Below are 21906 nucleotides of genomic sequence, written 5' to 3'. Positions count from 1 at the left end.
ACAGGGCAGGGCCGCACACCTCATTTCGCGCCTTGAGCTCAGAAGTCATAGTCCGATCAACCGGCCTACAATCAGCGTAAGATGCAATCATGCAGACAAAGCCACCGCTGACCATCCGGCTCTGCCAGCCGCGCGGTTTCTGTGCGGGCGTTGACCGTGCCATCCAGATCGTCGTGCTGGCGCTCAAGAAATATGGCGCGCCGGTTTATGTCCGCCACGAGATCGTGCACAACCGCTACGTCGTCGAAGGGCTGCAAAGCCTCGGCGCGGTGTTCATCGAGGAGCTCTCCGAGATCCCGCCCGAGCATCGCCAGAGCCCGGTCGTCTTTTCGGCGCATGGCGTGCCGAAATCGGTGCCGGGCGACGCCCGGTCCCGCAACCTGTTCTATCTCGACGCGACGTGCCCGCTGGTCTCGAAAGTCCACAAGCAGGCAATGCGCCATCAGCGGCTTGGCCGCCACGTGCTTTTGATCGGCCATGCCGGGCATCCTGAGGTGATCGGCACAATGGGCCAGTTGCCGGATGGCGCGGTCACTCTGATCGAGACCGAAGCCGACGCCGCAAGCTTCGTGCCCGCAGACCCGCGAGCGCTCGGTTTCGTCACCCAGACGACGCTGTCGGTCGAGGACACCGCCGGCATCATCCGCGCCCTGCAGCAACGTTTTCCCGAGTTGCACGCGCCGGCGGCGGAATCGATCTGCTATGCCACCACCAATCGCCAGGAGGCGGTCAAGGAAACAGCGGCCGGCGCCGATCTCTTCCTGGTCGTCGGTGCGCCTAACTCCTCCAACTCACGGCGGCTTGTCGAAGTGGCCGAACGCGCCGGCGCCTCGATGTCGCTTCTCGTGCAGCGCGCCTCCGAAATTCCGTGGAATGACATTGCCGGCATCTCGACACTCGGCCTGTCGGCGGGCGCCTCGGCGCCGGAGATCATCGTCGACGAGATTGTCGATGCCTTCCGGCAGCGCTTCGACGTAACCATCGAGTTGGCCGTGACGGCGACGGAGACGGAGGATTTTCCGGTGATGCGGGTGTTGCGCGATGTCGAACTGACGGCAGCCGACATGGCCTTCGTCAACGGGGCTGCGTAGCAACGATGGCGGTCTACACCGACGTCAATGAGGGCGAGCTCGGCGCGTTCCTCAGGAACTATCCGGTCGGCGATCTCTTGTCCTACAAGGGCATCGCCGAAGGCACCGAAAATTCGAATTTTCTGCTGCACACCAGCAGCGGCTCCTACATACTGACGCTTTACGAGAAGCGCGTCGACAAGGCTGACCTGCCGTTCTTTCTGGGCCTCATGGCCCACCTCGCCAGAAAGGGCATTTCGTGCCCGCTCCCGGTCACCGCGCAGGATGGCGGTGTGATCGGAACGCTTGCCGGCCGGCCGGCGGTCATCATCACCTTCCTTGAGGGTCTATCGCTGCGGCGGCCGACAGCTGGGCATTGCGGCGAGGTCGGCAAGGCTCTGGCGGCACTGCATCTCGCCGGCGCGGATTTCCCGATGACCCGCCCCAACGCCCTTGCCATCGATGGCTGGCGCAAGCTGTGGAACGCCGCCCACGCCCGCGCCGATGAGGTCGAGCCGGGATTGGCGGCCGAGGTCGATGCCGATTTCGCCGATTTCGAGCGGAACTGGCCGAACGGTCTGCCGCAGGGCATCATCCATGCCGATCTTTTCCCGGACAATGTATTCTTCCTCGGCGAGAAACTGTCCGGGCTGATCGACTTCTATTTCGCCTGCAACGACCTCTACGCTTATGATGTTGCCACGTGCCTCAACGCCTGGTGCTTCGAGAAGGATTTTTCCTTCAATCTGACCAAGGGCACGGCGTTGCTTGCCGGCTACCAAAGCGTGCGGCCGCTGAGCAGCGACGAGAAAGCGGCGCTGCCGATGCTGGCGCGCGGTTCGGCGCTGCGCTTCATGCTGACCCGGCTCTACGACTGGCTGACGGTCCCGGACGGCGGGCTTGTGATGAAACGCGACCCGACCGAATATATCCGCCGGATGCGCTTCCATCGGGCGATCAACTCTCCTTCCGAATATGGACTAACATGACCAAGCGCGTTGAAATCTTCACCGATGGTGCCTGTTCGGGCAATCCCGGGCCTGGCGGCTGGGGCGCGATCTTGCGCTTCAACGGTGTGACGAAAGAACTGTCGGGCGGCGAGGCTGCCACCACCAACAACCGTATGGAACTGTTGGCGGCCATCTCGGCGCTTAATGCGCTCAAGGAGCCCTGCGCCGTCGATCTTTATACCGACAGCAACTATGTCAAGGACGGTATTTTCAGCTGGATCGACGGATGGAAGCGCAACGGCTGGAAGACGGCCGCCAGGCAGCCGGTGAAGAATGCCGAGCTGTGGCAGCAGCTCGATGCAGCGCGTAACCGCCATCAGGTCACCTGGCATTGGGTCAAGGGCCATGCCGGCCATCCCGAGAACGAGCGCGCCGACGAATTGGCGCGGCTCGGCATGGCGCCATTCAAGAAAGGGCTCGTCAAGACTGTGGCACCAGTACCAGGTTCGCAGTCAAAGCAGCCGACGACCACAAAGGCGCGGCGCTCGACCCAAAGCTATTGAATTCCGGCTGCGGGTCCGCTCTCTGGCAGGAAGAGCTCTATCATGCCGATCGCATACTACATCACGCATCCCCAGGTTCAGGTCGATGCCAACGTTCCAGTGGCGGAATGGGGACTATCCGACCTCGGGCGAGCGAGAACATCGGCAATGCTCGATCAGCCGTGGGTTGGGTCGATTCGGCGGATCGTGTCATTGGGTGAACGCAAGGCGATAGAAACCGCCGAGATACTCGGAAGGCATCTCCGCCTTGCGATCGAGGTGAGGGAAGGGATGCATGAGAATGACCGATCGGCAACCGGTTTCCTGCCGCCTTCCGAGTTCGAAGCGGTCGCCGACCAATTCTTCGCCAATCCAAACAGCAGCATTCGTGGATGGGAGCGAGCTATCGATGCCCAGCGTCGTATTCTAAGCGAGGTAGACACTGTGCTAGGCACCGACGCCGCTGTCGACGTCGCATTCATAGGTCACGGAGGTGTCGGAACGCTCCTGCTGCTCTCTTTGAGCGGTCGGGAAATCAACCGCGAGGCGGATCAGCCAGCGGGCGGCGGGAACTACTTCGCATACGATACCGGTGCGCGTCGCGTTATCCATGGATGGCAGCCGATCGACAGGCCGGCGCAGCGCCGCGACGGCTGACTTGGCTATCGGATGAGCAGGGCGGTGCCGAACAGTCCGAGCGCGAACACCGTGTGCGACACCAGATTGAGGGCGCGGACCTGCATTGGATTGGGGCGCTTCGAAGCGGCCCAGCCGGCACCCATGCCGGGCGCCAGCAGAAACCAACCGGCGCCGACGGTGACGATGCCGAGGATAAAGGCCGGCAGGAAGGTCGGCGCGGTGAGCCAGCCCGTTCCGGCCAGCACGACCAGTATGATGCCGTAGACGATGCCGACAGCATAATGAAAGGCCCAGCCAAGTGCAGATTCATGCGCATAGGGCGAGGCCTCGCCAATGTCGTCATGGAAGACCTTGCCTTCCCTGAGATGCCAGACCCAGCGGCCGACCAGCCCCCAGTTCGGCCGCGGCTGAGCAAACGCCTTGTTCAGGAAAATCGCCCAGATATCCATAAGCGCGGTTGCGCCGATACCGATCGCGACAGCGCGCCAAAAGATGTCAGACATAACCGAGGTCCCAAAAAGCAAGCAGTCCCGAAGCGCCGACGCATGGCCCTGAAAACCGGGTCGGCTTTCGGAAGGATCATGCGCCGATGAAAAGGCGGCATCCTTTGAACGCGTAGCGCTCGAAGGCGCCCTTTGTCATCCCTGGCCTAGGCTGTCGCCAAGACGGAAAGCTGTCCGAGAATGTGAGCCGCACCGGACTCGTCGACGCCGGGCTTTGTCTCGACATTCAGTGCGGTGACCTTGCCGTCATCGACGATCATCGAAAAACGCCTCGAGCGCAGCCCCATGCCGCCGCTGGAGAGGTCGGCGTCGAGGCCGACCGATTTGGCGAAATCGCCATTGCCATCGGCAAGATAAAGTATTTTGCCTTCACCGCCGCTGAAGCGAGCCCAGGCTCCCATGACGTGAACATCGTTGACCGAGACGACGGCGATAGTGTCGACGCCGCGCGCCAGGATGGCGTCGTAATTATCCAGGTAGCCCGGCAGGTGATTATTGCTGCAGGTCGGCGTGAAAGCGCCTGGAACGCCAAACAGCACGACCGTCTTTCCTGAGAATATCTCGCCCGTCGTGATCGGCTTTGCACCGTCGGCGGTCATTGTTTTGAAGGTCGCATCCGGCAGTTTGTCGCCAACGGAGATCGTCATGATGGTCCTCGCTTGAGAATGGAAAGGGAGTGTCCTTGCGATAGCGAACTAAGGCGCGCCCGGCAACCGTCCAGACGTTGGCATCACGGAAAAGGCAGCAGGCCTTCGACCGCGCCAGCGGCACTTGTCAGTGTGTAGTGAAGGCCGCCATCGGTTGGCGTTGTCGACGGCCTGTCGAGGATCGGCACCGTAAAGATCAGCTTGCCATCCTTTTCGCTGCGGGTCGGGGCACCGAACATGTAGTCGCGTTCGCCGGCAACGAAGAAGTCGGCGGCCTCGGGAGTGCCCGGAAAGCTCGCTTCGACAATCAGGGTTTCGTGATCGCCCGGCAGTACGTTTATTCCGAAATCGGGCGTTGCCGTGGCGGGCAGAGTTGCAAGGCCTGCCTTGACCAGTGCCGCATCCTCGGCGTTGTCGGGATCGGCGCCGGGATCGATGGTCAGCCTTGTCTGCACCGGGATGCAGATGGTTTCGCAAATGCCGAGGAAGATGTCCGCATCGATGACGGCCGGCTGGCCGGGTGCAGCAAGCGTGAACGTCACCGGCAATGAAACCGGGTGGTCGTAGCCGGCCCATTTGCCATAGCCGTCATCGTGGCGCTGCGGTGGCGGAAACGAAAGCGTCGCGTCGGCAATGTTGGTGCTGGCCGAGATGTCGATCTGTGGCGGCACGCCCGCATCGCCCGGATCGCGCCAATAGGTCTTCCAGCCTGGCTTCAGCGCAATGTCGAGGACACCTTGGAGACGCCCGGCCTCGTCGGCTTTGCCGCTCGTCACCAGCCGCACCCGGCCGCCTTCGCTATTGTACCAGGCCGACGAGGAGGCTGAGGCGGGGAGGCAGGTCGCCGACCCAATGGCCACGCCAAGCAGCAGGATTTTCAAGCTTTGCATGGCAATGATTTGATCGTCTGTTGATGGCCGCACAATGATTTCATGACGCCGCCGGCATCATATTTGCGTGACCTTTGACTTAAGAGCCTGATCAAATCGGGCGCCGCCCATCTTTTCGGCGCCCTGGAAACGCGTTACGCTGTGGTCATGGATTTGTTGCGTCATAAAAAGACGGCCGCAGGACCCGGCTTTCTCGACGACCAGTTCCTGATTGCCATGCCCGGCATGAAGGACGACCGCTTCACGCGCTCCGTCATCTACATTTGCGCGCACAGCGACGAAGGCGCGATGGGGTTGATCATCAACCAGACGCAGCAGATGCTGTTTCCGGACCTGCTCGTGCAACTCGGCATCATGAACGAACTGGAGGCAATTCGCCTGCCGCCGCCGGCGCGCGACTTCGTCGTGCGCAATGGCGGACCGGTGGATCGCAGCCGCGGCTTCGTCCTGCATTCGGGCGACTACCGGGTGGAATCCTCGCTCGCCGTGTCCGACGACGTCTGCCTGACTGCGACCGTCGACATATTGCGCGCCATCTCCTCCGGCCGCGGACCCCGGCGGGCTCTGATGGCGCTCGGCTATGCCGGCTGGGGTGCGGGTCAGCTTGAAAACGAGATCGTCGAGAATGGCTGGCTGACTTGCCCGGCTAGTGCCGAGCTTCTGTTCGACGCCGACATCGACCGCAAATACGACCGGATCCTTGCCTCGATCGGCATCGATCTCGCGCATCTCAGCCTGGCTGCCGGTCACGCCTGAACCTCATTACGTCCCGAAATTTGTCACGCCTGAGTGAGCGGATACTGTTCCTTCAGCGTCTTCAGCACCTGGTCGCCCGGCATCGGCGCTCCGAACATGAAACTCTGCACGTATTCGCAGCCCATCTGCCGCAACTCCAGCGCATCGCTCTCGTCCGAAATGCCTTCGGCGACAACCGACAGGCCGAGTTCATGCGCCATGTTGACCATGGATTTGAGCAGCACCGCGCGTTTCGGCGTCGCGTCGTCGACGAAGCTCTTGTCGATCTTGATGGTGTCGAATGGAAAGCGCGTCAGATAGGCCAGCGATGAATAGCCGGTGCCGAAATCGTCCAGCGACAGGCCGATGCCAAGCTGCTTCAGCTTGGTCAGCACATGGGCGGTCTGCTCGGGATTGTCCATCACCAGCGATTCGGTGAGTTCGAGCCGGAAGCAGCGCGGTTTCAGATTGGCCCGCGCGATCACCGAGCGGACGTCGCTGACCAGGTCGCGGCGGATGAGCTGACGGCTGGACAGATTGACCGAGACCGACAGCGGCGCATCGCCGATCTGCTTTTGCCATCCTGCCAGGTCTTCGGCAGCCTGTTGCATGGCAAACAGGCCAAGCTGCACGATCAGGCCGCAGTTTTCGGCGACCGGGATGAAATCCGCCGGCGGGATCATGCCGCGACGCGGATGGTCCCAGCGCAGCAGCGCTTCGAAGCCGGCAACGCTGCCGTCCTCCAGCCGCACGATTGGCTGGTAGGCAAGCGTGAATTCGCGTCGTTCGATAGCGCGGCGCAGATCGGACTCGAACTGCAGCCGGTCGGTGCCGACGGTGCGGAAGGCTGGCCGGAACGGCTCGATCCTGTCGCCGCCGAAGCGCTTGGCCTGATGCATGGCAAGCTCGGCATCCTTGACCATGTCCTCGGCCGAGGTCTGCGTGGAGGTCCAGGTGATCAGCCCGATCGAGGCAGTCAGCACGATCTCGCGCTTGGCGAAGGTGATCGGGTTGTTGATGGCGTGCTTGATGGCATCGGCAATGGCCGCGATGCGAGCCGGATCCTGCTCCGACAAAAGCATCAGCGCGAACTGGTCGCCGGCAAATCGCGACAGCGAATCCTTCGGCTTGAGCAGCCGGTGCAGCCGCCGCGCGATGGTCAAAAGGATGGTGTCGCCGGCCGAGATGCCGAGCCCGTCATTGACCTGCTTGAAGCGGTCGATGTCGATGACGAAGACGGTCGGGCGCACCTTCTCTTCGGTGCGGGCGATCGAGATGATCGCCTCCAGCCGGTTCATGAACAGCTCGCGGTTGGGCAGGCCGGTCAGATTGTCATGTACGGCGTCATGCAGCAGCCGTTCCTCGGACTTCTTCTGCTCCGTCACGTCGACCATGGTGCCGACGCAGCGGATGACCTCGCCGTCCGAGCCGATCACCGGCCGGGCGCGCAGCGAAAACCAGTGATAGTGCCCGTCGGCGCCGCGCAGGCGGAAGTTTTGCGACACCCGGCCGCGCCGGTGCTCGAGCACCACGTCGAGTGTCGTACGAAACGTGTCGCGGTCGTCGGCATGCAGCACCGGCAGCCAGTTGCGGGCAGGGCCGCCGAGGCTGTTGGGCGCAAGGCCGAGCTGAATGCTGACGTCGGGACGAGTGACGACACGGTCGCGCAGCACGTCCCAGTCCCACACGGTATCGCCCGATCCGGCAACCGCCAACGCCTGCCGCTCGAGGTCGGAGAACAGGCCCTGATGCAGGGCGCCGCCGGCAAAAGCGTGCTGCATCACGGTGAAGCCGATCAGCAGGATGATGAGGATCAGCCCACCGCCCAGCGCCGGCTGGGCGATATCGTTGTCCAGCATGCCGGTGATTGCCATCCACGATCCGCATAGCCACAGCAGAACCATCACCCAACTGGGCACCAGCATGATGGCGCGGTCGTAACCGCGTATACCGAGGAAGATGATCAGGCCGAGCCCGGTCAGCGCGGTGGCTGCGAAGGACAGCCTGGCAATGCCGGCGGCAACCGCCGGATCGACGATGGCAACGCCGGCGATCAGCACCAGCCCGAGGATCCAGACCAGTGCGCCGTAGCTGAAATGGCCGTGCCATCGGTTGAGGTTGAGATAGGCAAACAGGAACACCACGAAGGTCGCCGCAAGCGCCACCTCCGTTCCGGCGCGCCACATCTGCTCATTGCCCGGGGATATTTCTATGATCTTGTTGAGAAAGCCGAAATCGACGCAGATATAGGCAAGCACCGCCCAGGCTAGGGCCGCCGTCGCCGGGAACATCGAGGTCCCCTTGACGACGAAAAGAATGGTCAGGAACAGCGCCAGCAGGCCGGCGATGCCGATGACGATGCCACGAAACAACGTGTAGGAATTGACCGAGTCCTTGTAGGATTCGGGGTCCCACAGATAGACCTGCGGCAGCTTGGGCGAGGCGAGCTCGGCGATGAAGGTAATCACCGTTCCGGGGTTCAGCGTCACCCGGAACACGTCGGCGTCGGGGCTGGTCTGGCGGTCGAGCGCAAAGCCTTCGCTGGGCGTGATCGCGGCGATACGGGTCGAGCCGAGATCCGGCCAGAACAGGCCGGAATTCACCAGCCGGAAATGCGGTGCGACAATCAGCCTGTCGAGCTGCTGATCGGTGGTATTGGCGAGCGCGAACACCGCCCAGTCGCCGGTCGAGCGCGCGTCATTGGCCTCGACCTCGATTCGCCGCACGATGCCGTCCGGGCCGGGTGCCGTTGAGACTTGGAAATTCTCGCCCTGGTTGCGGTAGATTTCAACGGCACCCGAAAGGTCGAGCGCCACGTCGTCGCGGGCAATCTTGATCGGTTCGACCGCAAACGCCGAGGATGCCGCGCAGAGCGTTACGATTGCCGCCAGCATAAGGGCAAGCAGCGACCCGTTGCGCAGAAAATTCGTCAAAATCAGCCCTTTGTTCCAACGCCCGGCGGATCGTCCGCGATTCGGGCGTATAGGTAATGGTCCTGCCAGATGCCGTTGATCCTGAGATAGGATCGTAGCAGTCCTTCGCGCCGGAATCCGGCTTTTTCAAGCACGCGGATCGACCGGGCGTTATCGGGGATACAGGCAGCTTCGATCCGGTGCAACCGCAGCGTTTCGAAGGCGAAACGCGTCACCACCTTGACGGCATCGGTCATCAGGCCGCGTCCGCTGAAGCGCTCGCCGATCCAGTAGCCGATATGGCCGCTTTGGGCGACCCCGTGGCGGATATTGCCGAGGGTGATACCGCCGGCAAGCTTGCCGCTGCTTTTCTCGAAGATGAAGAAGGCGATCGCCGTCCCCTGCGCATAGTCCTCGCGGTAGCGGCCGATACGATGCCGCCATGCGGTGCGGTCGAGCTCGTCAGGGGTCCATCGCGGCTCCCACGGCTCAAGGAAGGCACGGCTTTCGCCGCGCAGCACCGACCACTCGCGATAGTCGTTGGTCAGCGGCACACGCAGCGTGACAAGGTCGCCCTTCAGTGCCGGCAGATCGCGGCGAAAGAAAGGGAGCGCGAACACGACGCTCGAATAAGCTTAGACGGCAAGCTTACGGGCAGTGGTCTGCGAGCCCGAAAGCGAATCGAGGATCGCTTCATAGGGCGCGAGCGTACCCACCGGCCCGACGGCTGTAAGCGTCGGCTTCGTCGAAAAAAGCCGCGACGACAGATCCGTCAGCCGCTTGACCGTCAGCGCCGACAGCCGCTCCATCAGCTCTTCCTTGGCGATCGGCCTGCCGAACAGAAGCAACTGCCTGGCGATCTGCGAGGCGCGGCTGGCCGGGCTCTCGGCCGACATGATCAGCCCGGCGCGGTATTGGGCACGCGCCCGGTCGAGCTCCTCCTGCAGGATGTTTTCGCCGGCCTTTTGCAGCTCGTCGATGATCACAGGCACCAGCTCGGCGATATCGCTTTGTCCGGTTGCCGCATGGACCCCGAAGACGCCGGTGTCGGAAAAACCCCAATGGAAGGCATAGACCGAATAGCACAGGCCGCGTTTTTCGCGGACTTCCTGGAAAAGCCGCGACGACATGCCGCCGCCGAGGATCATCGACAGGACCTGAGAGGCATAGAAATCGCGGACGTGATAGGCACGGCCCTCGAAACCCAGCACGATCTGGGCGTCCATCAGGTCGCGGTCTTCGCGAAAATCGCCGCCGACATATTGCGCATATTGCGGGATGGTGCCGTCGGCCTTGCCGCGGAAGCCGCCGAGACGCTTTTCGACCTCGCGCACGAAATCGTCGTGCTTGATGTCGCCGGCTGCCACCATCACCATGTTCTCGGCGCCGTATTGCCGTTCGATGAAGTCGTGCAGTTGCTTCGAAGTGAAGGATTTGACGGTTTCCGGCGTGCCGAGAATCGAGCGGCCGATGGTCTGGTGGCGGAAGGCGGTCTCGGTAAAGTGATCGAAAACGACATCGTCGGGCGTATCGTGCGCGGCGCCGATCTCCTGCAGAATCACATGCTGTTCGCGCTCCAGCTCCTGCGGATCGAATTCGGAGTCCTGCAGGATGTCGGAAAGGATATCGACCGCCAGCGGCACATCGTCGCTCAGAACCCTTGCATAATAGGAGGTCGTCTCGACGCTGGTCGCGGCATTGATCTCGCCGCCGACGTCCTCGATCTCCGAGGCGATCTCGAAGGCGCTTCGCCGCCTGGTGCCCTTGAAAGCCATGTGCTCGAGCAAATGCGCCATTCCGTGCTCTTCGTCACGCTCGTTGCGTGCGCCCGACTTGACCCAGGCACCAAGGGCAACAGATTCGAGGCTTGGAAGGGTTTCGGTGGCGACTGTCAGGCCGTTCGACAGACGGCTTACCTCAACACCCATATGGCAATTACTCCCTAACGCGCCGCCCGCGTGTGGCGGCCGACATAATCTTCCACCATTTTCAGGTCGGATGGAAGTACCGTGTATTTTTCCTCGGCGCTCATCAACCCGCCCAGCCATGCGGGGAGGGCAGGCGACACGCCGCTGGCGGCTTCGACGGCCGCCGGAAACTTTGCCGGGTGCGCAGTGCCCAGCACAACCATCGGCACCTCACCGGCGGCTTTGCCGGCGGCCACGTGCACGGCTGTGGCGGTGTGCGGGTCGAGCAGATAGCCGCTCACCGCAAGTGTGGTGCGGATTGTGGCGGCGACCTCGCCCATGGTGGCGCGGCCGGCGTCGAATTCGGAGCGGATCTTGGCGATTTCGCCGGCCTCGATGGTGAAGGCGCCGGACTGCTTGAGCCCGTCCATGTAGCGCCGCACGGTCGAGGCATCGCGGCCGGACGCCTCGAACAGCAAGCGTTCGAAGTTCGAAGACACCTGGATGTCCATCGAGGGCGACGTGGTCGAAAAGACCCCTTTCATGCGGTATTCGCCGGTCGCCAGCGTGCGCGCCAGAATATCGTTGTCGTTCGTGGCGATGATCAGCCGCTCGATCGGCAATCCCATCTTCTTGGCTGCGTAGCCGGCGAAAATGTCGCCGAAATTGCCGGTCGGCACCGTGAAGGAAACCGGCCTGTCGGGCGCGCCAAGCGACAGCGCGGAGGAGAAATAATAGACGATCTGGGCCATGATGCGGGCCCAATTGATCGAATTGACGCCGGATAGCGACACCCGGTCGCGAAAACCGTGGTCGTTGAACATGTCCTTCACCAGGCCCTGGCAGTCGTCGAAATTGCCTTCGATCGCCAATGCGTGGACGTTTGCGGCGGTCGAGGTCGTCATCTGCCGCTGCTGCACCGGCGAGACGCGGCCGTGCGGGAAAAGCACGAAGATGTCGGTGCGGTTGCGCCCGGCAAAGGCATCGATGGCGGCCCCTCCGGTGTCGCCGGAGGTGGCGCCGACAATGGTGGCGCGCTGGTCGCGCTCGGCCAGCACATGGTCCATCAGCCGCGCGAGAAGCTGCATCGCCACGTCTTTGAACGCGAGCGTCGGGCCGTGGAACAGCTCGAGCACGAAGCTGTTCGGCCCGCTCTGCACCAGCGGGCAGACGGCCCCATGGCGGAAGGTCGCGTAGGCTTCGCGCACCAGCCGTTCGAACACCGGCGCCGCGATCTCGCCACCGAGGAACGGCGACAGCACGCGGATTGCAAGATCGGGATAGGCAAGGCCGCGCATGGCGCGGACCTCTGCTGCGGAAAAATGCGGCCAGGCGCTCGGCAGATAGAGCCCGCCGTCGCGGGCCAGCCCGGCCAGCACCGCGTCGGAGAATCCAAGCGCGGGCGCTTCCCCGCGGGTACTCACATATTGCATCGTCACGTTTCCATTGCTGCCGGGAATCTTCGCCCGCCGTAAGGTGGTGGATTTCTGCGCTGGCTCAGTCGCATTTTTGCCGCGCGGTTGATATACGTCACCGGCTTTGCGAGAGGGAAGTGCAGTTCATGGCGTTTCATTCATTCAACGGTCGTTTTGTCGCGGGTCTGGCGCTCACCGGCTTTATGCTTGCTGCCGCAGGCTGCCAATCGAGCGACAATGGCATTCTCGGCTTCGGCAAGAAGGATACGACGCCACCACCGCCACCCGACCCCAAGGTGCTTTCCAGCCAGCTGCAGGCCTATTGCCCGAAAGTGACGTTGCGTGACGGCACCGCCTTCTTCAATATCTACGCCAAGAGCGGTCCGAAGCCGAAGAAAAAAACCGATGTTGCCGCCGAGGATGCCCAAGCCGCCCAGCCGGCAGCGGACGCGGCAGGCGTCGATCAGCCGGACGATTCCGCCAAGATCATCTATCAGGCTTCGATCACCGATGTGACCCGCGACTGCAGCCGCGCCAACGGCTCCTTGTCGATGAAGATAGCCGTTGCCGGCAAGGTCGTGCCTGGTCCGATGTTCGCCCCCGGTACCATCACTATGCCGATCCGTATCGCGGTGATGCACGGCACCGAAGTTCTCTATTCGCAGCTTCACTCCTATCAGGTCCAGGTTACCGATCCCTCGAGTGCCACGCAGTTCGTCTTCACCGATTCCAACGTCGTCGTTCCGGAGCCGACGGCGCGGGACTACCAGGCATTTGCCGGGTATGACGAGGGCGCTCCGAAAGGGGCGTCGGACAAGCCGAAGAAGAAGAAAGCCGCCGCGACCAACTGAGCCGGTGCATTCGCGCCACGGCGGTTGGAGGCGGCCTCTCAGGCGTCCGCCGACCATTCCGACAGCGCGGCGATCACGCTTTTCAGTTCCGCCCAGCGGCGGATGACCGTTTCGGCACCGGCTTCGGTCAGCGCATCGGCGTGGCCGGGATAGCTGTGCGCCGCGCCGGTGAAGCCGATGACGCGCATTCCCGCCGTCTTGGCGCCGGTGACGCCATGCACGGAATCCTCGATGACGAAGGTGTTCGCAGGATCGGCCTTGAGCTTTTCCGCGGCGAACCGGAACACGTCCGGCGCCGGCTTGGTTTTCCCGGTCGGCGTTTCCAGCGACGAAAAGATACGGCCGGCAAAGAACGGCAAAAGCTGCACCTTCTCCAGCATGAATTCGATCCGCTCCGAACGCGAATTCGAACAGACGCAGCGCGGCACCGTTACCGCGGCGACAGCCTCGTGCGCCCCGTCGACGGCACGCACGTCGCTGCGCAGCCGGCGATCGACCAGCTGTTCCTCCTTGTCGATCAGGGAGGCCTGGAACGGGATCCGGGACTTTTCCTCGACCCGCATCATGATGTCCTTGAAAGTCAGCCCGGCATAGACCTCGGAAATCTCCTCCGCCGATATCTCATAGCCGGCCGAGGTCAAAAGCTCGGCATCGATGCGTGCGGCGATGATTTCGGAATCGACGAGCACGCCGTCGCAATCGAAGATGACAAGATCTGGCTGGGGCATGGTGATCCGGAAAGCGATGAAGGGAATGCCGAGGGCCCTTTGGTCCAAACGGCTCAGGCGGCGCGGCATACACCAACAGGCCGGGCTTCGCAAATTCGGCAGTATGCTTCACTGAATATTTACGCTGATCGGTAACCATAACGGACAGTAAACAGTAACGCGTGCCTTGGGTGTCATAATGTCTGCCGTGCGTCTTCTCGACGAGCTTTCCGATGCTCCCCAGCAATCCGAGTGGCTGGATACGATCCTGAAGGGCGACTGCGTCGCCGCGCTGGAACGGCTGCCGGAAAAATCGATCGACGTGATCTTTGCCGATCCGCCTTACAATCTGCAGCTCGATGGCGATCTGCACCGGCCCGACCAATCCAAGGTCGATGCCGTCGACGACCATTGGGACCAGTTCGACAGTTTTGAGGCCTACGACGCCTTCACCCGCGCCTGGCTGCTGGCGGCGCGCCGCGTGTTGAAGCCCAACGGCACGATCTGGGTCATCGGCTCCTACCACAATATTTTCAGGGTCGGCGCCAAGATGCAGGACCTGGGCTTCTGGATCCTCAATGACGTCGTCTGGCGCAAGACCAATCCAATGCCCAATTTCCGTGGCCGTCGCTTCCAGAACGCGCATGAGACGATGATCTGGGCATCGCGCGACCAGAAGGGCAAAGGTTACACCTTCAACTACGAGGCGCTGAAGGCATCGAACGACGACATTCAGATGCGCTCCGACTGGCTGTTTCCGATCTGCACCGGCGGCGAGCGCCTGAAGAACGACAATGGCGACAAATTGCATCCGACGCAGAAGCCGGAAGCGTTGCTTGCCCGCGTCATGACGGCATCGACCAGGCCCGGCGACATCGTGCTCGATCCCTTCTTCGGTTCAGGAACCACCGGTGCGGTGGCCAAACGGCTTGGCCGCCACTTCGTCGGCATCGAGCGTGAGCAAGCCTATATCGATGCCGCCATGGAACGCATCGATGCGGTCCGGCCGCTGGACGGCGCCAATTTGACAGTGCTGACCGGCAAGCGCGCCGAGCCGCGCGTCGCCTTCGTCACCCTGCTCGACAATGGCCTAGTGGCACCCGGCGCCACGCTCTACGACGCCAAGAAGCGCTGGGCGGCCAAGGTGCGTGCCGACGGCACGCTGGCGATCGGCGACAGTGCCGGGTCGATCCACAAGATCGGCGCTGAGGTACAGGGGCTGGACGCCTGCAACGGATGGACCTTCTGGCATTATGAGCGCAGCGGAGGACTGACCCCGATCGACGAGCTTCGCCGCATTGCGCGGCTAGGCATGGAACGGGCAGGGGCCTGACGGTTTCTGAGTTGCGACAGATCAGTTAATGCGAAGGCTCAGCCAGTCCCTGGAAGCGATTCAAATCACACTTTAATCCCAAGACGCGCAAGGTCCGCCCTGAGCGTCTTTGCATCGGTGAACAGCACCGACTGCCAGCCGGCCGCCTTGGCGCCGTCGACATTCTTCTGGCTGTCGTCGATGAATAGCGTGGCTGACGGTTCGAGGCCGAACGCGGCGACGTGGTGATCATAGATGGCGCGATCCGGCTTGATTAGCCCGATCTCGGCTGACACGGTGATGCCGCGCGGGCGCTCCAGGAACGGAAAGCGGTCGCGCGCTTCGCGGAACGTATCGTCAGCCCAGTTGGTCAGCAGCGTCACGTCATGGCCCGTGTCGATCAGGCGCTCCATGATGGCTACGCTGTCATCATAGGCATGCGGTGCCATTTCGTGCCAATGGCGGCGGAAATTGCGGATATTCTGTTCGTGATCCGGGTACTGGGCGATCAGGAGCGTCTCTGCCTCTTCCCAGGTCCGGCCGCGATCCTGCTCGATGTTCCAGTCATGCGTGCAGACATTGTCGAAGAACCATTTCCGTTGGTCGGGATCGGGGATCAAGCGGCTGAAGGGCAGGTTCGGATCATAGTGGATCAGCACTTTGCCAATGTCGAAAACGATGTGGCGGATTTCGGACATTCTTCTCTCTTTCTTTCAATGCGGACGCTGCTTCTTCGTCGCGCCCGGTATCGCCGCTTCGATTACCTTTTTCATGACGGTCGGCAGCGCCTCCCCGGAAATTTCATGGGCCAGCGACCAGAAATGCCCGGCCGGGGCGACGCTGTCGGTCTCCGCCTTGAACACGTCGAGTTCGAGCGCAAAATGGGTAAAGACATGGCCGATGCGTCCGGCCTGCCGCCAGTCGCCGGGGAACGGGGCTGCCGCTTCCGTTGTGGCGCCGTCGATGCGCGCCGTCCAGCCGGTCGTTGGCACCTCAGTCATGCCGCCGAGCAGGCCTTTATCCACGCGCTTGCGTAAAAGGATGGCGCCGTCGCCCCTGACGGCGACGAAGGCGGCGCCGCGGCGCAAGGGTTTCTCGGCCTTGGGCAGGCGGACCGGAAAGCGCTCGGGATCGCCCGAGATTGTGGCGCTGCAATCCTGCCTGACGGGGCAAAGCATGCAGCGGGGCCGGCGCGGCGTGCAGATCGTCGCGCCCAGGTCCATCATCGCCTGCGCGAAGTCGCCGGGCCTTGTCCCGGGAACCAGGTGCTCGACATGGCTGCGTATCTCGCCCTTGGCTTCGCCCAGCGGCGTGGCGATCGAAAACAGCCGTGAGACGACCCGTTCGACATTGCCGTCGACGACGGCGGCTGGTCGGTCGAAGGCGATCGCCGCGATCGCCGCTGCCGTATAGGCGCCGATACCGGGCAGTTCCTTCAAGCCGGTCTCACTGTCCGGAAAGCGGCCGCCTAGCCGCGCGACGAGATCGGCGCAAGCCTTGAGGTTGCGGGCGCGAGAATAATAGCCGAGCCCGGCCCAGGCCTTCATGACGTCTTCGATCGGTGCCGCCGCCAGTGCCTCGACAGTTGGCCACTTCTGCACGAACGCCCGGAAATAGGATTTTACCGCCTCGACCGTGGTTTGCTGCAGCATCACCTCGGAAAGCCAGACCAGATAGGGATCGGGCTGCGCGCCGCCTGCCAGCGCGCGCGGCGGAACGCGCCAGGGCAGGTCGCGGTGATGCGCGTCGTACCAGCCAAGCAGCCGGAACGCGATCTCGCCATTGTCTCCGGATACGGCCTTGCGGGTCTGGTCGTGCAGTGCCATTGATCGAGGGTCGGCCCTAATCCACTAGTGCTGAAGCTGGTGACTGGAGAACGCACATGGCAGGGAAAAGGCCCTTCGGCAATCCCGTTCCGGTGAGCGATCTCGCAACCGAGATCCTCGATCCGGTGCTGCGCAAGCGGGCCGGCATGTCGATCGGGCTGGTTCAGTCGTGGGAAGAGATTGCCGGGCCGCGGCTTGCCGGCCGCTCGCGCCCGGAAAAGATCCAGTGGCCACGCCGCATGCACGAGGGCGATCCGTTCGAGCCGGCGGTGCTGGTGATTGCCTGCGAGGGTGTGGCGGCACTGCATCTGCAGCACGAGACCGGCGAGATCATCAACCGGGTCAATGCGTTTCTCGGCTTCAATGCGATCGGCCGGATCAGGATCGTGCAGAAACCGGTAATGACTGGCAAGGAAAAGCCGAAACCCATTTTGCGGCCGCTGACCGTGGCCGAGAAGGCGAAGCTGTCGGGCACTGTCGGTTTGATCGAGGACGACGGGCTGCGCGCCTCGCTGGAGCGGCTTGGCGCCACCATTCTAGGCCAAAGGAAGCCGTAATCTCGCGCTATCGTGATGGCATGCTCGAATTTGCCGATTGGAATAGGGGTGGCAATGCCTTAATTCGCGCCAACTCTCGCTTTTTGTAGCCTTTGCATTGCAAAATCCAACTATTGCCAGGTGATTCGTATGATCCGTTCCTTGTCCCGCAGAAATCTCTTGTCGTCGCTCGCCGCCATACCAGCGGTGGCGCTGCTTGCCGCCTGCAGCGATTCCGGCGAGAAAGCCGAGGCGCAGGATGTGAAGCCTGCGGCTCCGGCGGAACCTGCGAAGCCGGCCGCTCCAGCCGCCGCCAAAGCGCCTGAAGCTCAGGGCACGGTGGATATGGCAGCCTTGTTGAAGCCCAGCGCGCTGCCCGACATGCAGCTCGGCAAGGACGACGCAAAGGTCACCATCGTTGAATATGCATCGATGACCTGCCCGCATTGCGCGCATTTCGCCGAGACCACTTTTCCGGAGCTGAAGACGAAATATATCGACACCGGCAAGGCCCGTTACATCCTGCGCGAATTTCCGTTCGACCCCAGCGCCGAGGCCGGTTTCATGCTGGCGCGCTGCTCCAAGGACAACTATTTCCCGATGGTCGACGTGCTGTTCAGGCAGCAGGCGAACTGGGTTGGTGTGAACAATACCAAGGACGCACTGCTGCAAATCGCCAAGCTTGCCGGTTTTACACAGGAGTCCTTCGAGGCCTGCTTGACGGACCAGAAGCTTCTGGACGATGTGAGATCCGTCCAGAAGCGCGGCGCCGACGAATTCAAGGTCGATTCCACACCGACCTTTTTCATCAACGGAAAGACCTACAAAGGGGCGATGTCGATTGCGGAAATGTCGGCCATCATCGACCCTCTGCTCTGACGTTTTGGCAGCGCCGAAGCGGCTGCGCTTCGGCGTGCGCACTTCTTTGTCTTGCCGCTGGTTCTCCTTGCAAAACCGCGGAACAGTTTTGCGAAACTTGGCTATGGGTCGGCGCGAATGAAGTTCTCGCGCCTTCGCCTCCTCGGCTTCAAATCCTTCGTCGAACCCGGCGAGTTCGTCATCGAACGCGGCCTGACCGGCATCGTCGGGCCGAACGGCTGCGGCAAGTCGAACCTGGTCGAGGCGCTACGCTGGGTTATGGGCGAAAGCTCTTACAAGAACATGCGTGCGTCCGGCATGGACGATGTCATCTTTTCCGGCTCGGGAACGCGTCCGGCCCGCAACACCGCCGAAGTCACGCTGTTCCTCGACAATAGCGACCGGACTGCGCCGTCTGCCTTCAACGACGCCGATGAGTTGCAGGTCTCGCGCCGCATCGAGCGCGAGGCCGGCTCGCTCTACCGCATCAATGGCAAGGAAGCCCGTGCCAAGGATGTCCAGCTGCTGTTCGCCGACCAGTCGACCGGCGCCCGCTCGCCCTCGATGGTTGGCCAGGGCCGCATCGGCGAGCTGATCCAGGCAAAGCCGCAGGCGCGCCGCGCACTGCTGGAAGAGGCGGCCGGCATTTCCGGCCTGCACACACGGCGCCACGAAGCCGAGCTGCGGCTGAAGGCGGCCGAACAGAACCTCGAACGGCTGGACGACGTCGTCGGCGAGCTGGAAAGCCAGATCGAAAGCCTGAAACGCCAGGCCCGCCAGGCCTCGCGCTTCAAGAACCTGTCGGCCGACATCCGCAAGGCCGAAGCGACGCTGCTGCATCTGCGTTGGACGCTGGCCAAGACGCAGGAAGGCGAAGCGCGTTCGGCGCTGGCGATTGCCACCGCGCTGGTCGGCGACCGTGCTGCCGCCCAGATGGCTGCCGCTAGGGAACAAGGTATCAACGCCCACCGGCTGCCGGACCTGCGCGATGCGGAAGCCGCCGCCGCCGCCGCCTTCCAGCGTCTGTCGATCGCTAAGGCACAGATCGAGGAAGAAGCAGGCCGCATCCGCGCCCGCCAGGCTGAGCTCGACCGCCGACTGCAACAGCTCGATGGCGACCTTGCCCGCGAGGAGCGCATGGTCCGCGACAATGCGGATACCCTCGAACGCCTCGCCGCCGAAGAAGCCGCGCTCAATGTCGAAAACGCCGGCGCCGCCGAGCGCGAGGCCAGCACCCGCGCGGATTTCGAGCAGGCGGCATCGACGCTTGCTTCGAGCGAGGCCAAGCTGGCCTCGCTGACCGCCGAACGGGCGGAGGCGGCCGCCTCGCGCAACCAGATTGAACGGACGCTGCGCGATACCGCTGAGCGCCGCGACCGCTTTGCCCGCCAGCTTGCCGATGTCGACCGCGAACTGTCGGAGATCGTCTCCAGGGTCGCCGGCCTGCCCGACCCCGCCGAGAAGCGGCTGCTGGTCGAACAGGCGCAGGCGCTGCTCGAAGGGGCCGAACGAGCCGCGATTGCCACGGAACAGGCGGTCGCCGAGGCACGCGCAAGCGAAAGTGCCGCCCGCCCACCGGTTCAGGACGCAAAGGCCGAACTGGCGCGGATCGAAACCGAGGCCCGCACGCTCGCCAAGATCCTGAACGCCGCGAGCGGCGATTTGTTTCCCTCGGTGCTGGAGCAGATCAGCGTCGAGCGGGGCTACGAGACGGCGCTGGGTGCCGCGCTTGGCGAAGATCTTGACGTGCCGCTTGATCGTAGCGCGCCTGTGCATTGGGGCCAGAGCGAAATCCAGCCCGGCGATGTCGCTTTGCCGGAACGCATAAAGAGCCTCGCTAGCGTGGTGCGCGCGCCGGCGCAACTGGCCCGCCGGCTGGCCCAGATCGGCATTGTCGATGCCGCCGACGGAAGAAAGTTGCAGACGCTGCTTGCTCCCGGTCAACGATTGGTCAGCCGCGAAGGCGCGCTCTGGCGTTGGGATGGCTTCACCGCCAGCGCCGATGCGCCGACCGCCGCCGCGCAGCGGCTGGCGCAGAAAAACCGGCTGGCCGAACTCGATGCCGAAGCGGTTCATGCCACGCGCATCCTGCGCGAAGCCGAACAGGCGCTTGCGCAGGCCGAACAGGCGCTTGCCCAGGCGAGCGAGGCCGAACGCAATGCCCGACAGGCCGGGCGCGACGCCCAGCATGGGCTGGATGCTGCCCGCAATACGCTGGCTGAGGCCGAAAAAGCCGGCGGCGAACTGTCGAGCCGGCGTGCAGCACTTGACGAGGCGCGCGCGCGTATCGTCGACAGCCATGAGGAGACGGCGGCGGCATTCGTCGAGGCGGAAATGCTGCTGCAAGACGCTCCCGATCTCGGCGATCTGCAACTGCAGCTCGAGCAGTCGGCGGCCAACGTCGCCCGCGACCGCGCCGCCCTTGCCGATGCGCGTGCCGTTCACGAGGGCCTGAGGCGAGAAGCCGAGGCACGTGCGCGCCGGCTCGACGCGATCGGCGCGGAACGGCGCAATTGGGTGGAGCGCGCCGAAAACGCCTCGACGCAGATCGCGGCACTCGGCGAACGCAAGGCAGAGGCTGAGGCCGAGCGCGAGCAACTGGCCGACGCACCCGACGAGATCGACGCCAAACGGCGCGCCCTGCTGTCGCAACTCGCCGAGGCCGAAAGCCTGCGAAAAGCTGCAGGTGACCGCTTGCAGGAAGCGGAGAACCGGCAGTCCGAGCTGGACAAGGCTGCGACCGCTGCCATTCAGTCGCTCGCCGAAGCGCGCGAAACGCGTGTTCGCGCCGAAGAGCGGCTGACCGCCGCCGACGAGCGTCGGCTGGAAGTCGAGGCGCGCATCCAGGAAACGCTGAACACGCCGCCGCATCTGGTGATCCGCCACACTGGCCTCGAACCCGACAGCCCGATGCCCGAAATGGCCGAGATCGAGCGTCAGCTCGACCGGCTGAAGGTTGAGCGCGAACGGTTGGGCGCCGTCAATTTGCGCGCCGAGGAAGAGCAGAAGGAACTATCGGACCGGCTGGAGTCCATCGTCTCCGAGCGCGACGACATCATCGAGGCGATCCGCAAGCTGCGGCAGGCGATCCACAGCCTGAACCGCGAAGGCCGCGAGCGGCTGCTCGCCGCCTTCGAGGTGGTCAACGGCCATTTTCAGCGGCTGTTTTCGCATTTGTTCGGCGGCGGCACCGCCGAGCTGCAACTGATCGAGTCCGACGATCCGCTCGAAGCCGGGCTCGAGATCCTGGCGCGCCCGCCCGGCAAGAAACCGCAGACGATGACGCTGCTGTCCGGCGGTGAGCAGGCATTGACGGCGATGTCGCTGATCTTCGCCGTGTTCCTGACCAACCCGGCGCCGATCTGCGTGCTCGACGAAGTCGACGCCCCGCTCGACGACCACAATGTCGAACGCTTCTGCAATCTGATGGACGAAATGGCCGCAACCACCGAAACGCGCTTCGTCATCATCACACACAACCCGATCACCATGGCGCGCATGGACCGGCTGTTCGGGGTAACCATGGCCGAGCAAGGCGTTAGCCAACTGGTGTCGGTCGACCTGCAGGCTGCCGAAGCCATGCGCGAGGCAAGCTGAAGCATCAGC

At 63.3% G+C, this 21906-nt stretch carries 20 protein-coding genes; 10 read left to right on the top strand and 10 right to left on the bottom strand.

Annotated elements, in window-relative coordinates; genetic code table 11:
• The first annotated feature begins 89 nt into the window (after window positions 1-89).
• Genes ispH through NKI22_RS18345 form a run of 4 tightly spaced genes read left to right on the top strand, consistent with a single transcriptional unit; the run spans window position 90 to window position 3219 of the window.
• Window positions 90-1091 (top strand): 4-hydroxy-3-methylbut-2-enyl diphosphate reductase, encoded by a 1002-nt coding sequence (ispH, locus tag NKI22_RS18360; RefSeq protein WP_502897702.1) that lies wholly within the window; start codon window positions 90-92, stop codon window positions 1089-1091.
• Window positions 1092-1096: 5 nt separating this feature from the next.
• A complete protein-coding gene (locus NKI22_RS18355; protein ID WP_023716928.1) occupies window positions 1097-2059 on the top strand; it encodes a homoserine kinase in 963 nt (320 codons plus the stop codon).
• On the top strand, window positions 2056-2583 hold the full coding sequence (rnhA, locus tag NKI22_RS18350; RefSeq protein ID WP_023716929.1) for a ribonuclease HI: 528 nt from the start codon (window positions 2056-2058) through the stop codon (window positions 2581-2583). The genes NKI22_RS18355 and rnhA overlap by 4 nt, the downstream gene beginning before the upstream one ends.
• 42 nt (window positions 2584-2625) lie before the next feature.
• Window positions 2626-3219, top strand: a complete 594-nt coding sequence (locus NKI22_RS18345) for a histidine phosphatase family protein (protein WP_352958664.1) — start codon at window positions 2626-2628, stop codon at window positions 3217-3219.
• A gap of 5 nt (window positions 3220-3224) precedes the next feature.
• Here NKI22_RS18345 and NKI22_RS18340 read toward each other — a convergent pair whose 3' ends face one another.
• From NKI22_RS18340 to NKI22_RS18330, 3 genes are all read right to left on the bottom strand, one after another.
• Window positions 3225-3704 carry a DUF2938 domain-containing protein gene (locus NKI22_RS18340; RefSeq protein WP_023716931.1) on the bottom strand — a complete coding sequence of 160 codons (480 nt, stop codon included), beginning with the start codon at window positions 3702-3704 and terminating at the stop codon, window positions 3225-3227.
• Window positions 3705-3850: 146 nt separating this feature from the next.
• A complete protein-coding gene (locus tag NKI22_RS18335) occupies window positions 3851-4351 on the bottom strand; it encodes a peroxiredoxin (RefSeq protein ID WP_352589027.1) in 501 nt (166 codons plus the stop codon).
• 83 nt (window positions 4352-4434) lie between these two features.
• Complete coding sequence (locus tag NKI22_RS18330; RefSeq protein WP_023716933.1) at window positions 4435-5241, bottom strand: protein-disulfide reductase DsbD domain-containing protein; 807 nt, start codon at window positions 5239-5241, stop codon at window positions 4435-4437.
• Between the two features lie 147 nt (window positions 5242-5388).
• Between NKI22_RS18330 and NKI22_RS18325 the strand changes: the two genes are divergently transcribed.
• Window positions 5389-5997, top strand: coding sequence for a YqgE/AlgH family protein (locus tag NKI22_RS18325; protein WP_023716934.1), 609 nt, complete (start codon window positions 5389-5391; stop codon window positions 5995-5997).
• Window positions 5998-6020: 23 nt separating this feature from the next.
• Here NKI22_RS18325 and NKI22_RS18320 read toward each other — a convergent pair whose 3' ends face one another.
• The 4 genes from NKI22_RS18320 to thrC are packed head-to-tail and all read right to left on the bottom strand — an operon-like array spanning window position 6021 to window position 12228.
• On the bottom strand, window positions 6021-8909 hold the full coding sequence (locus NKI22_RS18320) for an EAL domain-containing protein (protein ID WP_023716935.1): 2889 nt from the start codon (window positions 8907-8909) through the stop codon (window positions 6021-6023).
• A 2-nt stretch (window positions 8910-8911) separates the two neighbouring features.
• Window positions 8912-9508: a GNAT family N-acetyltransferase gene (locus NKI22_RS18315; RefSeq protein WP_023716936.1), complete on the bottom strand. Its 597-nt coding sequence runs from the start codon at window positions 9506-9508 to the stop codon at window positions 8912-8914.
• 15 nt (window positions 9509-9523) lie between these two features.
• Window positions 9524-10816 (bottom strand): M16 family metallopeptidase, encoded by a 1293-nt coding sequence (locus tag NKI22_RS18310; protein ID WP_023716937.1) that lies wholly within the window; start codon window positions 10814-10816, stop codon window positions 9524-9526.
• Window positions 10817-10830: 14 nt separating this feature from the next.
• Complete coding sequence (thrC, locus tag NKI22_RS18305) at window positions 10831-12228, bottom strand: threonine synthase (RefSeq protein WP_352914257.1); 1398 nt, start codon at window positions 12226-12228, stop codon at window positions 10831-10833.
• A 128-nt stretch (window positions 12229-12356) separates the two neighbouring features.
• Between thrC and NKI22_RS18300 the strand changes: the two genes are divergently transcribed.
• The gene (locus NKI22_RS18300) at window positions 12357-13061 is read left to right on the top strand and encodes a hypothetical protein (RefSeq protein WP_352639123.1); all 705 of its coding nucleotides are present in this window, start codon (window positions 12357-12359) and stop codon (window positions 13059-13061) included.
• Window positions 13062-13099: 38 nt separating this feature from the next.
• Here the strand turns inward: NKI22_RS18300 and NKI22_RS18295 are convergent, their stop codons facing one another.
• On the bottom strand, window positions 13100-13789 hold the full coding sequence (locus tag NKI22_RS18295; RefSeq protein ID WP_352914256.1) for an HAD family hydrolase: 690 nt from the start codon (window positions 13787-13789) through the stop codon (window positions 13100-13102).
• Between the two features lie 178 nt (window positions 13790-13967).
• Here NKI22_RS18295 and NKI22_RS18290 point away from each other — a divergent pair, with 178 nt between their 5' ends.
• Window positions 13968-15101, top strand: coding sequence for a site-specific DNA-methyltransferase (locus NKI22_RS18290; protein ID WP_023716941.1), 1134 nt, complete (start codon window positions 13968-13970; stop codon window positions 15099-15101).
• Between the two features lie 65 nt (window positions 15102-15166).
• Here NKI22_RS18290 and NKI22_RS18285 read toward each other — a convergent pair whose 3' ends face one another.
• A complete protein-coding gene (locus tag NKI22_RS18285; protein ID WP_352914253.1) occupies window positions 15167-15778 on the bottom strand; it encodes an HAD family hydrolase in 612 nt (203 codons plus the stop codon).
• 15 nt (window positions 15779-15793) lie between these two features.
• On the bottom strand, window positions 15794-16906 hold the full coding sequence (gene mutY / locus NKI22_RS18280) for an A/G-specific adenine glycosylase (RefSeq protein ID WP_352914252.1): 1113 nt from the start codon (window positions 16904-16906) through the stop codon (window positions 15794-15796).
• A 56-nt stretch (window positions 16907-16962) separates the two neighbouring features.
• On the opposite strand from mutY, the gene NKI22_RS18275 reads away from it, so the two are divergent.
• From NKI22_RS18275 to smc, 3 genes are all read left to right on the top strand, one after another.
• Entirely contained in the window at window positions 16963-17463 is a 501-nt protein-coding gene (locus tag NKI22_RS18275; RefSeq protein WP_352914250.1) for a DUF721 domain-containing protein, read from the top strand.
• A gap of 129 nt (window positions 17464-17592) precedes the next feature.
• Window positions 17593-18321 (top strand): DsbA family protein, encoded by a 729-nt coding sequence (locus tag NKI22_RS18270; protein WP_352483701.1) that lies wholly within the window; start codon window positions 17593-17595, stop codon window positions 18319-18321.
• 117 nt (window positions 18322-18438) lie between these two features.
• Window positions 18439-21897, top strand: a complete 3459-nt coding sequence (smc, locus tag NKI22_RS18265) for a chromosome segregation protein SMC (RefSeq protein ID WP_352914246.1) — start codon at window positions 18439-18441, stop codon at window positions 21895-21897.
• The last annotated feature ends 9 nt before the right edge of the window (window positions 21898-21906 follow it).

This window comes from Mesorhizobium sp. M0778, from assembly GCF_040320105.1.
Classification (GTDB): domain Bacteria; phylum Pseudomonadota; class Alphaproteobacteria; order Rhizobiales; family Rhizobiaceae; genus Mesorhizobium.
The sequence above is the reverse complement of the archived record's forward strand: the minus strand, read 5'-3'. Positions and strand labels throughout refer to the sequence as shown.

What these genes read in the sequence shown, in the direction of transcription:
- NKI22_RS18335 (WP_352589027.1), bottom strand. Translation starts at nt 4,351, where the DNA reads ATGACGATCTCCGTTGGCGACAAACTGCCGGATGCGACCTTCAAAACA.
- NKI22_RS18270 (WP_352483701.1), top strand. Translation starts at nt 17,593, where the DNA reads ATGATCCGTTCCTTGTCCCGCAGAAATCTCTTGTCGTCGCTCGCCGCC.
- NKI22_RS18275 (WP_352914250.1), top strand. Translation starts at nt 16,963, where the DNA reads ATGGCAGGGAAAAGGCCCTTCGGCAATCCCGTTCCGGTGAGCGATCTC.
- NKI22_RS18310 (WP_023716937.1), bottom strand. Translation starts at nt 10,816, where the DNA reads ATGGGTGTTGAGGTAAGCCGTCTGTCGAACGGCCTGACAGTCGCCACC.
- NKI22_RS18340 (WP_023716931.1), bottom strand. Translation starts at nt 3,704, where the DNA reads ATGTCTGACATCTTTTGGCGCGCTGTCGCGATCGGTATCGGCGCAACC.
- NKI22_RS18345 (WP_352958664.1), top strand. Translation starts at nt 2,626, where the DNA reads ATGCCGATCGCATACTACATCACGCATCCCCAGGTTCAGGTCGATGCC.
- NKI22_RS18330 (WP_023716933.1), bottom strand. Translation starts at nt 5,241, where the DNA reads ATGCAAAGCTTGAAAATCCTGCTGCTTGGCGTGGCCATTGGGTCGGCG.
- mutY (WP_352914252.1), bottom strand. Translation starts at nt 16,906, where the DNA reads ATGGCACTGCACGACCAGACCCGCAAGGCCGTATCCGGAGACAATGGC.
- NKI22_RS18295 (WP_352914256.1), bottom strand. Translation starts at nt 13,789, where the DNA reads ATGCCCCAGCCAGATCTTGTCATCTTCGATTGCGACGGCGTGCTCGTC.
- thrC (WP_352914257.1), bottom strand. Translation starts at nt 12,228, where the DNA reads ATGCAATATGTGAGTACCCGCGGGGAAGCGCCCGCGCTTGGATTCTCC.
- rnhA (WP_023716929.1), top strand. Translation starts at nt 2,056, where the DNA reads ATGACCAAGCGCGTTGAAATCTTCACCGATGGTGCCTGTTCGGGCAAT.
- ispH (WP_502897702.1), top strand. Translation starts at nt 90, where the DNA reads ATGCAGACAAAGCCACCGCTGACCATCCGGCTCTGCCAGCCGCGCGGT.
- NKI22_RS18285 (WP_352914253.1), bottom strand. Translation starts at nt 15,778, where the DNA reads ATGTCCGAAATCCGCCACATCGTTTTCGACATTGGCAAAGTGCTGATC.
- smc (WP_352914246.1), top strand. Translation starts at nt 18,439, where the DNA reads ATGAAGTTCTCGCGCCTTCGCCTCCTCGGCTTCAAATCCTTCGTCGAA.
- NKI22_RS18355 (WP_023716928.1), top strand. Translation starts at nt 1,097, where the DNA reads ATGGCGGTCTACACCGACGTCAATGAGGGCGAGCTCGGCGCGTTCCTC.
- NKI22_RS18290 (WP_023716941.1), top strand. Translation starts at nt 13,968, where the DNA reads ATGTCTGCCGTGCGTCTTCTCGACGAGCTTTCCGATGCTCCCCAGCAA.
- NKI22_RS18300 (WP_352639123.1), top strand. Translation starts at nt 12,357, where the DNA reads ATGGCGTTTCATTCATTCAACGGTCGTTTTGTCGCGGGTCTGGCGCTC.
- NKI22_RS18325 (WP_023716934.1), top strand. Translation starts at nt 5,389, where the DNA reads ATGGATTTGTTGCGTCATAAAAAGACGGCCGCAGGACCCGGCTTTCTC.